Here is a 12,649-nt window from a genome sequence, read left to right as displayed (position 1 = left end):
CAAGATCTTCCGCAGGAGTAGCATAGATGTCGCTTTCCACAGCATTGAACACCGCCCAGACAATATTCAACAACACCTCCAAGCAAACGAACGTGGTGTCGACGAATATTTCCAACGCACAGAATCCAAACTATGTGCGTCGGAGTGCGGTGTTGACCAACTCTGGAAACGGTGCCGTCGTCACAGGCATCGATCGAGCGCAGAACGACTCTCTCCTGCGGCAGACCATTCTCACCACATCAATTGCGTCCGGACAGTCCACCTTGCTATCCGGCGCGAAGGAAATTCGCGATCTTCTCGGCAATAATGACTACGATAATTCGCCGAGCGCTCGCCTGCAAACCCTGTACAATGCCTTGTCTTCCTATGCTGGCGCACCGGGCGAAACGACACTGGGTGCTGCCGTCGTTACCGCCGCGCAGGATCTGGTTGATAACCTGAACAACACCTCAACCGAGGTGCAGGGTATTCGTCAGCGCGCCGATTCCAAGATCAAATCCCAGGTGGATGAGCTGAACGGTCTTCTGAAGCAATTCGAAGAAGCGAACAACAAGGTGATCGGTGCCAATGCGACGGGCGGAGATCCCAGCAACGCATTGGATACGCGCGAAACGCTGCTGAAGAAAATTTCGGAAATGGTGGGCGTTTCGACTGTCACGCGCACCAATGGAGACATGGCGCTCTATACATCCGAGGGCACCACCCTTTTCGAACGTATTCCCCGTGCCGTTTCCTTCGTTCCGACCAATACCTATACGGCAACAGTGACAGGCAACCAGCTTTTCATCGATGGAGCGGCGGTCACGCCAGGGCAGGGTGGTGATACAAGCGCCTCCGGTTCCCTGCAGGCGCTACTTCAAATCCGCGATGAAATTGCGCCAAAATTCCAGGCGCAACTGGATGAAGTTGCAAGCGGCCTGATCAATTCATTCGCCGAAAAAGGCCCGGGCGGCGCCCTGACGCCTCTGGCTGGCCTCTTCACCAATGGTGTCGATAATTCGGTTCCGGCTTCGGGCGTTGTGCAGCCTGGTCTTTCCTGGGCGATCAAGGTCAATGCCGCGGCAAAGACGAACCCTACCACCGTCCGTGATGGCGGCATGAATGCAGGTTATGTCGTCAATACCAGCGGCTCTGGCTATTCCGCTCTCATAGACAGCTACGCGCAGGCTATGAAGGCTACAAGAGCTTTCGATCCTGCAACTGATGTTAAGGGCACGCTTTCTGTAATGACCTATGCTTCCAGCTCGGCCGGCTGGCTGGAAGCGATCCGCAGCACTGCCAGTGCGGCTGATGAAACCAAGACGGCGATGCAGTCGCGGGCTTCTGAAGCCTATTCCAACGAAACCGGGGTCAGCCTCGATGAGGAGCTCTCGCTGCTTCTCGAAATCGAGCAATCCTACAAGGCGGCGACCAAGTTGGTCAGCACCATCGATGAAATGATGAAAGCCTTGTTAGCTACAGCAGGATAAGTCATGAAGACATCATTCAGCTCTTCGGTATCGGTTCAATCCAGTCTTCGCACAGTCATGGCGAAGGCCCAAACGGACCTGATAAAAGCCAATAAGGAAGTCACCACCGGCGTTCATGCGGATATGGGTGTGGCTCTCGGCGCGGACACGTCGCGCAATCTCGATTTGACCCGGGATGTCATGCGTATCGACTCGCAGCTGACTATCAATTCGGTGGCAACCACCCGTATTGATTCTTCCGATGCTGCTTTAGGCAATATGTCTAAATCCATCGATAGCGTTCGCGGTATCCTGGCGTCACTGACCTCCAGCCCCGCAACCCTCGGCGATGCGGTGCAAGGGCTTAATTCAGCCATCAACTCATTCACCGATGCGGCCAATATTTCGGTTGCGGGTGAGCACCTTTTTGCGGGCGTCAATACAGATGTGACGCCAATGGCGTCCTACACGCAAGCCGGCTCGCCCTTCAAGCAGGCCTTCGACCGGGAACTGAACCAGTTCCTGACGACCAACGGTCTTGCGACAAAATCAGACATGACAGCAACTGACATGCAGAACTTTCTCAATCTTATGGAGACAAAGTTCGATGGCACGTCAACGCTCACAAGTCCGCCACACCCGGCCACGGTGGTGGGGCAGGATTTCTGGAAGACATATGCTTCCAATGCCAACGATGCCAATATGTCCACCCGCATCAATTCGTCGGAAGTCGTAACGACTTCGACCAATGCGAATGGCGCAGGCTTCCGTAATTTCATGCTGGGGACCGTGATGTCCGCCGAGTTTCTGACGCCGGACGTAGCGGAAGCAGCGCGCAATGTTGTGGTGGTCAAAGCCAATGAGGTGATTGGTCGCGCCCAGACCGGTATCACGAAGGCGCGCACGGAACTGGGTATTTCCAGCGAACGCATCAAGACCGCAAACGAATCCCTGGAAGCCCAGAAGAAGATTTTCGAAGTGCATCTGAATGATTTGCAAGGTGTCGATGCCTACGAGGCGTCCACCAAAGTGACCTCTCTGCAAGCTTTGCTTGAGGCCTCCTACACGCTGACATCGAGAATACAGAAGTTGAGTCTGATTAACTTCCTTTGATGGAAAGGGAAGTCAGTGAAAATGAAGGATACATGAATGTACCAGTTTTCATACGCCGAGGTCATGGAGGACGATATCGCGGACGCCAAAAGCCGCGAACGTCAAGCGCTTGATCGCACAATCGAACTTTTGAAGGCTGCACGGGATGCGGAAGATTATTCCGGCGCCGCGGTTGAAGCCTTGTTCTTCACACGGCGGGTCTGGATCAGGTTTATCGAGGACCTCCGCCAGCCGGAAAATGAACTGAATGTGGAACTGAGGGCCAACCTCATCTCCATCGCCATCTGGATTCTCAAGGAGTGTGAGCTGATCAGACGCCGTGAATCCTCAAATTACCAGGGCATTATCGACGTAACCACCATCATCAGGGATGGCTTGAAATGAAAAGTACACTGCGCATTTCGCTGAAGTCCGGCGAGCGAATCTTCATCAACGGCGCTGTTTTGCGCGTCGACCGCAAGGTGGCTCTGGAATTTCTCAATGATGTGACCTTCCTCCTGGAAAATCACGTTTTGCAGCTTGAGGATGCAACCACTCCGTTGCGCCAGCTGTACTTCATCGCTCAGATGATGCTGATCAACCCGGAGGGCAAGGAACAGTCACTTGCCATGTTCCGCAAGTCGATCACCATGCTGTTGAGCTGCTTCAAGGATGAAGAGATACTGGCCGAGCTGAAGCGCGTCGACGCGCTTGTGGTCAGTGGCCGTGCTTTTGATGCCCTGAAGGCGATCCGTTCGCTTTATGCTTCTGAAGACCGCATCCTCAACAACCAGGAAATGACGCCGGCAACGGTTGAGCAGATCCGCCGGGAGATCGCACCATGGCGATAGACCCGACAGGCAGTTCCACGTCGACCACCACGAAAAGCTCGGTCACGAACAACCCCTGGGCCAATGCCTCTGCTTCTGCGGGGGCAGCCAACAAGGCCAGCCTGAACTATGATAGCTTCCTGAAGCTGCTCATCGCCCAGATGAAGAACCAGGACCCGACATCGCCGATGGATGCATCGCAGCAGATGTCTCAGCTGGCATCCTTCTCCCAGGTAGAGCAGACGATCCAGACCAACACGCACCTCAAGAGCATGTTGCAGGCGGAAGCGATCACGCGCGCTGGCGATCTAGTCGGCAAATACGTGATGAGCGCTGACGACAAGACCACAGGCAAGATCGCCCAGGTTGAAGTCTATTCGGATGGCGTTATTGCGCTGACTGACAAGGGTGAGAAGATCCTCATGCAGGCCGGGGTCGTCGTCTCCGATACGGCAATTACGCCACCTGCTACTCCTGCGACAGACAACACTGCCTCTCAGACTGAGGATCAGCCTGCCGAGAACGCTGGCTGATCGGCCATACCGAATTGTGTGCCATATGCGGCGTGCAATTTATGCTGCAAGACTTTTAGCATGCTGCTTGATTTATAAATCCATGCCGATCCCGGGTATCAAGCAGTAGCCTGAGTTCAAAGGGAATGCGTTGCATTGCGATGCATTCCCACGCGTATTGAAACACATTAAAGAGATGCTTCAGAAGGCTTCGAATGATTCGAGGCGAGAGGTGGCGACATGAATGAAGCCGACGCATTGGAAATCATGCAGGCAGCTATGCGCACTGTGCTCATTGCGGCCAGTCCTGCTGTCATTGTCGCGATGGTCGTTGGTGTTGCGATTGCCTTTCTGCAGGCGCTAACCCAAATCCAGGAAATGACGCTGACCTTCGTGCCGAAGATCGTCGCCATTCTCTTGAGCTGCGGATTGGCAGCCCCCTTCATCGGCTCGCAGATCAACATTTTTTCCGAGCTCGTTTTCTCCAGAATACAATCCGGCTTCTAACCTCTCCGCCAGGACTTGGAGCATTTCCAGGAAAAGTGGGAACCGTTTTTCCGTCTGGAAATGCGCACAGACAAAGGCTTGGAGCGGCTCAACGTTTCCGGGAAAAAATGAACCGCTCTAAAGCCGTTCTGCGCGCACGACATGCCATCTTCGCGCAAGCTTCGATGTCTAAGGTCATAGTGAACTCGCGTAGCTTCTGCTGCGCGGCCTTCTCATGAAGAGACGGAAAGAAGCGATGGCACAGACACCTGCACTTACAATCCCGAAGGTCAATCCAGACGGCCGGGATATCGGCTTTGCCCTCGGCATCATTGCCATTCTATGCATCCTGTTCCTGCCAATCCCGAAGTTTCTGATCGACGTTGGTCTGGCATTTTCGATTGCCTTCTCCGTTCTGATCCTCATGGTGGCGCTCTGGATTCAGCGGCCCCTGGATTTCTCATCCTTTCCAACGATTTTGCTGATCGCCACAATGGTGCGTTTGTCGCTGAATATCGCGACGACGAGAACCATTCTGACCCATGGTCACGAAGGCCATGATGCGGCGGGCGGCGTGATTGCAGGCTTTGCCTCGCTGGTCATGTCCGGTGATTTCATGATCGGTGTCATCGTCTTCATGATCCTGGTCACGGTCAACTTCATCGTTATCACCAAAGGTGCAACGCGTATCGCGGAAGTCGGTGCGCGCTTTACCCTTGATGCTATTCCCGGCAAGCAGATGTCGATTGATGCCGATCTTTCGGCAGGCATTATCGATGAGAAAGAGGCGCAGCATCGCCGTCGCGAGCTGGAAGAAGAAAGCATGTTCTTCGGTGCCATGGACGGTGCCTCGAAGTTCGTGCGCGGCGATGCTATCGCTGGCCTTCTCATTACTGCCATCAACGTCTTCGGCGGCATCATCATCGGTTACTTCCGCCACGGAATGCCGATTGGCGAAGCTGCGGATGTTTTCGTCAAGCTTTCCGTTGGCGATGGTATTGTTTCGCAGGTTCCGGCCCTCATCGTTTCCCTTGCTGCGGGCTTGCTCGTGTCGCGCGGCGGCAGTGCCGGTACAGCCGATAAGGCCGTCATCGATCAGCTCGGTGGCTATCCACGCGCTCTGACACTTTCGTCCGTGTTGATGGGCATTTTGGCACTTGTGCCTGGTCTGCCGCTCGTTCCGTTTGCGGCTCTTGGCGGTGTTCTGGCTTTTGGTGCCTGGATTGTTCCCCGTCGCATCGAAGCGGAGAACAAGCAGCGTCGCGAGGCGGAAGAAAAGAAGATCATCCAGACCAAGGAAGCCGATAAGGATTCGGTCAAGTCCATGCTGCGGACGGCGGAGATCGAACTGGCGCTTGGCAAGCAGATTTCCACCCGTCTTCTGGGCGCGCATCAGGAGCTTGCCTTCCGCGTCAGCAAGATGCGCAAGAAATTTGCCACGCAGTACGGTTTCGTCGTGCCCGAAATCAAGGTTTCGGACGATATCTCCATCCCGGAAAAATCCTATCAGATCCGCATTCACGGAACGACGGTGGCTTCGAATGCGCTGCGCGTCGGCGAAGTGTTGGTCGTGACGGGAACTGGCCGCAAGCCAAGCATTCCTGGCGATGAAATTCGCGAGCCCGCTTTCGGCATGCCAGCGGTCTCCATTCTGGAAGCTTTTGCCGACGATCTGAAGCGTGAGGGCTTCCACCCGATCGATAACGTCTCCGTGGTTCTCACGCATATGAGCGAGGTCATTCGCAACAACCTGCCGCAGCTTCTGTCCTATAAGGATGTGAAGACGCTGATTGATCGGCTGGACCCGGAATACAAAAAACTGGCGGACGAGATTTGCTCGTCGCACATGTCCTATTCCGGCTTGCAGGCGGTGCTGAAGCTCTTGCTGGCGGAGCGTGTCTCCATCCGCAACCTGCATCTCATCCTGGAAGCCGTGGCAGAACTTGCGCCGCATGTTCGCAAGACGGAGCAGATTGTGGAGCATGTGCGCGTGCGCATGTCCCAGCAGCTGTGCGGCGATCTGACCGACAATGGGGTCTTGCGTGTCCTGCGCCTCGGCAGCAAATGGGATCTGCTTTTCCATCAGGCACTGAAGCGGGATTCCAAGGGCGAGGTTGTCGAGTTCGATATCGATCCGCGCCAGTTGGAAGAGTTCAGTGAACAGGCCAACAAAGTGATCCGCGAGTTCATGGACCGTGGCATGCCCTTCGTGCTAGTCACATCGCCTGAAACGCGCTCCTATGTGCGCATGATCATCGAGAGACTGTTCGCCACGCTGCCGGTTCTTTCCCATGTCGAACTGGCGAAGGGGCTGGATATCAAGATACTGGGCTCCATTTCATGATAACCGACCCGCAGGGTACGATGCTGGCCTTCTTTCTGGTTTTTTGCCGGATGGGAGGCTGCTTCATGACCCTGCCGGGTTTTTCCAGCGCCCGCCTGCCCATGAATGTGCGGCTTTTCGTAGCCGTCGCGATCTCGCTGGCGGTACTGCCGATCCTGTGGAGCACGGTTTATCCGCGCGTCTCGTCAGGAACGGGCACCTATATCGGACTGATTTGCACCGAAATGCTGATCGGCATCATGTACGGCATGATTGCCCGTCTTTACGTGATGGGACTTCAGTTCGCAGGCTCGATCATAGGCATGTCCATCGGTTTCTCCGCGCCGGCAGGCCACGACATCCTTGAGGATATGTCGGAAACAAGCGTCACGAACTTCATCTCATTCTGCGGCCTGATGATGCTGTTCATGCTGGATTTTCACCACGTCGTCCTCAGGGCTCTGCTGGATTCCTACGGTGCAACGCCGGTGGGCGCCGTCATGGAGCCACAGAAAATGCTGATTACATTGACCGATACGCTACGGGCATCGACCAGCATCATGCTGCGCCTGGCAAGCCCTTTCCTGATTTTCGGCCTGCTTTTCAATGTGGGCGTCGGCCTGGTCAACAAGCTGGCACCGCAAATTCCCATCTTCTTCATCTCCACGCCCTTCCTCCTCGCAGGGGGTGTGTTCATGCTCTATGTTTCGATAGCCGCCTTGGCGCGGCAGTTCGCGGATGGCTTCGGCCCCGTGTTCAACTCATTCTGAGGAAGGCATGGCTGGCGCCGATACAAGATCAAAGAAGCTGAAGCGTCTCGTTAATGTTCAACGACATCTGGAAAAGATGGCCGAGGGTGATCTGGCGGCTACCAACCAGCAGAGACAGGAAGTGGCCGACTCCATGGAAAAGGTGATCGATGCCATCGGTTCCATGACCCCTGTTCATATGCAGTTTTCCAAAACCTATGCGGAGCGCTTCGGTCGGCTGATGGTCAAGGATCAGCAGCTCTTTGGTGTTCAGCAGGTGCTGGAAGCGCGTGTGCTGCGCGAACGTACAAAAGGCGACAGGCTGGAAGACCAGATGAAGGATGCGCGTGCCGATGAGGACCGCGAACGCGACGATAATGACATCTACGATCTTTTGGAGCTGACCCTGGCCGCAAAGACCGCCAGAAAAGAATAGTCCGTGAAGGTGAAGGCCGTCACCTTGCACTTCTCCGCGAGAGACGGTCAGATTTTTATTTTGTATCCCGAATTTTCAGGGGGCCACGCCAGCCTGAGCCAAGCTTCACTCAGCATACTCACTCCATCCGAAGCAGCGATGCTCATTCTTGTTCGATCACTGGCTCTGCCATTGGCCGCAAGCAGTTATCGCTCCAGTCGGCTCGAGAAAACAAAGAGTTAATGCGATTTTGTGTTTTGTTAAACGCGAAACGCTCTCAGTGGATGGAACGGAAGGGGCCTGTTATGTGCCTCATTCCGCTGGACGAAAGGATGCAGACGTGGCGATCTCTCCTCCAAGCGATCTCGTCATGGACGTGCTGCGAGCAGCCGATCCCAACGCGGTGCAGGAAGCGCAGGCAAAACTCTCCGCAACGCGCGCTGCAGGTGCAGCCGTGAAGCTGGCAGCTGCCGGAACCGGTTTTTCGACCGTTGTGGATCTTCTCGGTGGCGCAGGCACGCGCAGCCATGTGGACACAGCGCGTAAAGCCGACAAGGGCGTTGAAATGCCGGAGGAGTACCGGAAATTTGAAGCCTCCATTCTCCAGAACTTCGTCAATTCCATGATGCCGAAGGATAGTGAAGAGATTTATGGCAAGGGCTCGGCCGGTGAATTCTGGCAGAGCATGATGTCGGAAAAGATCGCCGACGAAATGTCGAAGAGCGGCGGCATTGGCATTGCCGAGCAAGTGTTCAAGCATTCGCTGGACAAGATGCGCAATGACGTTGCACCCAACCCTACCACGGACAAAGACAGCCGCAACAAGGCGATCAGCATGATCGATGAGTTTGAGCGGAAAGTATTCGATCTTGCGCCGACTGAACGCGCACAAGCCGAGGCATAAAATGACACATATGGGAACAGAGCACGTGGAAGCTATCTCGAGTGATTATCGCATCAAGTCCGTACTCGGCAGGCTTGAGATGATCATCGATAATGAGAACGAGCGCATTGGCTCTGACGCACAGTTCGACCTGAAGGTCTCGAACGCGCATAAAAGTCGTTGCCTGTATGAATTGACGATGCTGTTCCGCGCCACCGATCCACAGGAACTGGCGGTCAATTACATGGATCAGATGCATGTGCTGAAGAACAAGCTGGCGCTGAATGCGCGCCGCGTGGAGGCACATCTGCATGCCGTGCGCACCGTTGCCGACATTCTTAAAAATGCCGCGCGTGATGCCGATGGCGATGGCACCTATACACAAGAACAGTTCCTTTACAGCGAATCCTGATGGTCAAGCTTATCCTCACCGGCCTCTGGGTCTGCATCGTCACGCTGGGCGCCGTCTTCCTCTCCGTTGAGATGTCGAAGCCGAAGCCTCCTGTCGACGAGGCCGCGCAACTACGCGACAAATCCGAAGTGGTGAAGGGCGAGAGCATCAACATTCCCATGCTGAAAAATGGGGCTGTTCAGGGCTATTTCATCACCCGTATTTCCTTTCTGATGGACAAGGAAAAGATCAAGGGTGTGAAATTGCCTGTGACTGAGATGATGACCGACGAGCTGTTCACCCTGCTCGTCGGCAACAAGATGGTCGATCTCGGCAATACCGGCAGCTTCGATCTGCAAGCGTTCAAATCTACGATCAAGCAGAAGCTGAATGAACGTTTCCATCAGGACTATGTTCTGGATGTTCTCGTCGAACAGCTCGACTATCTCTCCAAGGACGATATTCGCGCCAATGGGGAGCGTCAGGCAGGACAGCAGGTCGCGCCAACAAAGATCGTTGAAGGCGTGAAGGTCGAAAAAGCGCCTAGTTCCGGGCATTGATCCTGGACATAGGCCATGACCGCCAGTCGCGCTAACTTGCGCTGGGTGAGGAGAGAAGACTGGCGCATATCGGCGGCGGCCTTCAGTTCAAAATTATGGGCAGCGGCGGAGGGGCCGCCTGCTTTGGAAACGAGTGGTGCGATGCGCCTGCCGTCTTGCAGAACATCTGACGATAATTTGCCGGTCAATAACCGCGTGCCGGTTTGCGCCGGCGCGCTGAGAACCGCCGTGGTGGCCTTCAGGCACGCATGGCTTTAAGGTTGTTTCCACTCGCCACCTGGTATCGAAGCATGCTGGCAGGTTTTCCCGCCCACAGTAAGCTTGAGAGCCTCTCCCTGCTGGAATCCATGACGGCTGTGCGGGTTGGATACAGGCCGGTTTCTTTCGTTACCGCACCTATTCTGCTTCACGGCTTGTTGCGCGAAACGTATCGAAACAATCTTTCGCAACGAATGCTTCTGCCGGAAACTGCTCTGGTTTCTACCATGTTGCGGTTTTCCTTACATGGACAGGCGCTTACACCTGTTCCAGCAGCTGATTTCATTCCGGTGCTCCTGACCTATATGGCGGAACCGAAACGGTTGGTTCTTGCGGGGAGCAATCGTCAGCGCCTGTCAGCTGCGCGTGATTTCATTCGCTCTCACGTGCCATGGCATGAGGTCTATGCCGCTCATTTGCCGTCAGGGGCAGATTCCAGTGGCGGTGGACGCCTGATGGCGGAGATCGGAGCGGTCCGCCCGCATCTGGTGTTAGTGGATAGCTGCTCCCTTGAAGAAGAGCTGATGCTGGAGAGCGAGCTTTCGCTGTCCTATGATGGGCTGGCGGTGTTTTCTCCAGGTTTCTTTGCCTTCTGCCAGAAGCAGAATAATTCTTTAGACAACGGGCCGCAAGAAACCCCGTTAACGGTTTATTCGCCAAATAAATTTAGCTTGTCTTAATGTTGGGTGCAGTCCGGGCAGCATCGTGCTCGTCCTGATAGACCCAAGGTGAGGCAGCGGCGGATAGGGTACAACCCCGTCGCGACGACGGCTACGCATTTCGCGTGGCGGCAAGCACGGTTGGGTTCATGTTGGCGTTTGGTGTCATAAAGGACAGCATGTTTAGCAGCGGGCCGCGCATAAGCGCCAAGGCCGCACTGACATCGCTTCTGCTTGCAGGGTTTGCCACGCTGGGTGCGCTTGCGCCGGTTGCATTGCCGCTTCGCCTGGAAAGACAGTTTACGGCAACGGCAAGCCTGAATGTTATTCTGCCTGGCCAGACAGATCTTGCCGAGGCTGTACCGTCCAAACTTTATCAGCCTGAGGTGCTGGCGCAAATCGCTGAAGAACTTGGCTGGTCCGGCCAGGATATTCGCTCTCGCCAGGGCGTTTTTGATTTCCTGAATGATCTCCTCACCGGCGAGGCCATGACGATCGATCGGTCTGAGGCTTCGCTGCGGCAACGTCTGCAGACGATGCTGACGCCCCTGATCTCGCCGGATCATCGAACGGTTACGGTCTTGGCCAAAAGTGCTGAGGCGGAAGAAGCGGCCAAGGTGGCCAATGCCAGCGCTGAAGTGCTGAAAAGGCTATTTGAGCGGGAAACGCCGCCGCAAACGGAACAGAACCTCACAAAGCTTCGTGAGGATTTGCAACAGGCTGAGGCTGCAAAGGATGCTCTCGGCATTTCTGAGGCTGATGTTGCAAGTTTTCAGCAGGATCAGAATCAACGCACGGTTTTAGCGGTACAAAAGGATGATCTTGGGCGTCAGCAGGATATGCTGAACGCACGTGCGCAAGCCCTGGCAAAATGGAAGGCCAGCGATTTCGCCGGGCGTGTGTTGCCGGAGGAATTGCAGGCACTTGGGCTTGATGCACAACGCCAGCGTCTTTTCGATGCTCAATTGAAGGTCCAGCAGCTTTCCGCAAGTCTCGGTCCCAAGCATCCAACCCTGATGGCTGCCGAGGGTGCTGCCAATGAGGCACGGACTGCCGTTGCAAAGGCCGTGACGGCACTGATTGCTGAGACCAATCGCCAGCTTGGGGATGTGAAGGTAGAAGATGCGCAAGTTGAGAAAGACCTCATCGCTCTCACGGCCAAGCCTGTTTCTGTAGCACTGCGTGAGCATGTGGCACTTGAGAAGAAGATTGAAGATCTCCGCAAAATCTATCTTGACGCTATGCGGGCCGAGCGGCGTGAGGTAAAGCCTGCTGCACTGATCCTGCCGCTCCAGCCAGCGAAGGCAAGTGAGGTTTCAGTGTCTGGCCTTCCGCTTTGGGTCTATTCTGTCTTGGGTGGCTTGGCGGGCCTTTGTCTTGGTGGTGCATGCCTTCCCGGCCGTCGCGAGATCGAGGCGAAAGAGGAAATCCAGACTGAAGCGGACGACGCGTATTTCGATATCGAGCCACAAATTATGCCGGATGTGGTTCCTGTCATCGAGGTTGCGACCTCTGAGGATCTGTTGGCACGCCTGGATGAAGAACTCCTCGAGCCCAGTGTTCCGATGCGGATTGCAGTGGCGCCATCTCTGGCTGAAGACGATGTGGTGGACGCTGAAACATCTCTGACTGGCACGCCCTCGCTCGAAGACTTCTATCCTGAGGAAAATCAGGCCGAAGACGAAACGGAACTGTCGATTGAAGCCATGCTGGATGCTGTTGCCAATGACGACCGTTCACATGGCTGGCTGCGCGAACTTATCATGGCCAATATCGAGCCTTTGGGCAATGACAACAGGCTTCCACCGTTGATGGAAACGGCTTTTGAGCGGGTAGAAGCCGGTGCTCAGCAGGACGAACTGGCGCAGGAAGTGGCGGAGCTTCAGGTATTACTGGAGCAGCTTTCCAGAATGCGTGAAGTGCTCGCGGCATATCCTGACTTCGATCCCGTCGAGACGGAAAATGAGGATGCGGCGAAGCCTCATTGGCGCCATGTCGCTTGAGACTGGCCGGTCGGCTGAATATCGTAAACCAATGCAGAAA

14 protein-coding genes are annotated in these 12,649 nt (G+C 55.2%); all 14 read left to right on the top strand.

All coding sequences use genetic code 11. From position 1 onward, the window contains the following. The first annotated feature begins 26 nt into the window (after window positions 1–26). The 14 genes from flgK (at window position 27) to AC0JZ1_RS13615 (ending at window position 12,609) form a co-directional block, all read left to right on the top strand. Window positions 27–1,469: a flagellar hook-associated protein FlgK gene (gene flgK / locus AC0JZ1_RS13680; protein WP_471882898.1), complete on the top strand. Its 1,443-nt coding sequence runs from the start codon at window positions 27–29 to the stop codon at window positions 1,467–1,469. A gap of 3 nt (window positions 1,470–1,472) precedes the next feature. After that, on the top strand, window positions 1,473–2,561 hold the full coding sequence (locus AC0JZ1_RS13675) for a flagellar hook-associated family protein (RefSeq protein ID WP_471882897.1): 1,089 nt from the start codon (window positions 1,473–1,475) through the stop codon (window positions 2,559–2,561). 36 nt (window positions 2,562–2,597) lie between these two features. Continuing rightward, on the top strand, window positions 2,598–2,945 hold the full coding sequence (gene flaF, locus AC0JZ1_RS13670; protein ID WP_471882896.1) for a flagellar biosynthesis regulator FlaF: 348 nt from the start codon (window positions 2,598–2,600) through the stop codon (window positions 2,943–2,945). Beyond that, on the top strand, window positions 2,942–3,391 hold the full coding sequence (flbT, locus tag AC0JZ1_RS13665) for a flagellar biosynthesis repressor FlbT (protein WP_471882895.1): 450 nt from the start codon (window positions 2,942–2,944) through the stop codon (window positions 3,389–3,391). The genes flaF and flbT overlap by 4 nt, the downstream gene beginning before the upstream one ends. Then, window positions 3,382–3,903, top strand: coding sequence for a flagellar hook assembly protein FlgD (gene flgD, locus AC0JZ1_RS13660; protein WP_471882894.1), 522 nt, complete (start codon window positions 3,382–3,384; stop codon window positions 3,901–3,903). Before flbT ends, flgD begins: the two co-directional genes overlap by 10 nt. A 219-nt stretch (window positions 3,904–4,122) precedes the next feature. Beyond that, on the top strand, window positions 4,123–4,389 hold the full coding sequence (gene fliQ / locus AC0JZ1_RS13655; RefSeq protein WP_471882893.1) for a flagellar biosynthesis protein FliQ: 267 nt from the start codon (window positions 4,123–4,125) through the stop codon (window positions 4,387–4,389). Window positions 4,390–4,624: 235 nt separating this feature from the next. Then, window positions 4,625–6,712, top strand: a complete 2,088-nt coding sequence (flhA, locus tag AC0JZ1_RS13650) for a flagellar biosynthesis protein FlhA (protein WP_471882892.1) — start codon at window positions 4,625–4,627, stop codon at window positions 6,710–6,712. Further along, complete coding sequence (gene fliR, locus AC0JZ1_RS13645; protein ID WP_471882891.1) at window positions 6,709–7,461, top strand: flagellar biosynthetic protein FliR; 753 nt, start codon at window positions 6,709–6,711, stop codon at window positions 7,459–7,461. The genes flhA and fliR overlap by 4 nt, the downstream gene beginning before the upstream one ends. Before the next feature lie 7 nt (window positions 7,462–7,468). Then, window positions 7,469–7,876, top strand: coding sequence for a hypothetical protein (locus AC0JZ1_RS13640; protein WP_471882890.1), 408 nt, complete (start codon window positions 7,469–7,471; stop codon window positions 7,874–7,876). Window positions 7,877–8,195: 319 nt separating this feature from the next. Further along, the gene (locus AC0JZ1_RS13635) at window positions 8,196–8,759 is read left to right on the top strand and encodes a rod-binding protein (RefSeq protein WP_471882889.1); all 564 of its coding nucleotides are present in this window, start codon (window positions 8,196–8,198) and stop codon (window positions 8,757–8,759) included. 1 nt (window position 8,760) lies between these two features. After that, on the top strand, window positions 8,761–9,150 hold the full coding sequence (locus AC0JZ1_RS13630; RefSeq protein WP_471882888.1) for a hypothetical protein: 390 nt from the start codon (window positions 8,761–8,763) through the stop codon (window positions 9,148–9,150). Beyond that, window positions 9,150–9,689, top strand: a complete 540-nt coding sequence (locus AC0JZ1_RS13625) for a hypothetical protein (RefSeq protein WP_471882887.1) — start codon at window positions 9,150–9,152, stop codon at window positions 9,687–9,689. The genes AC0JZ1_RS13630 and AC0JZ1_RS13625 overlap by 1 nt, the downstream gene beginning before the upstream one ends. A 290-nt stretch (window positions 9,690–9,979) precedes the next feature. Next, window positions 9,980–10,627, top strand: coding sequence for a hypothetical protein (locus tag AC0JZ1_RS13620; RefSeq protein ID WP_471882886.1), 648 nt, complete (start codon window positions 9,980–9,982; stop codon window positions 10,625–10,627). Window positions 10,628–10,785: 158 nt separating this feature from the next. Beyond that, window positions 10,786–12,609, top strand: a complete 1,824-nt coding sequence (locus AC0JZ1_RS13615) for a coiled-coil domain-containing protein (protein WP_471882885.1) — start codon at window positions 10,786–10,788, stop codon at window positions 12,607–12,609. The last annotated feature ends 40 nt before the right edge of the window (window positions 12,610–12,649 follow it).

This window comes from Affinirhizobium capsici (assembly GCF_977018625.1).
Note: the sequence above shows the minus strand (reverse complement) of the source record. Positions and strands in the feature narration are given on the sequence as shown.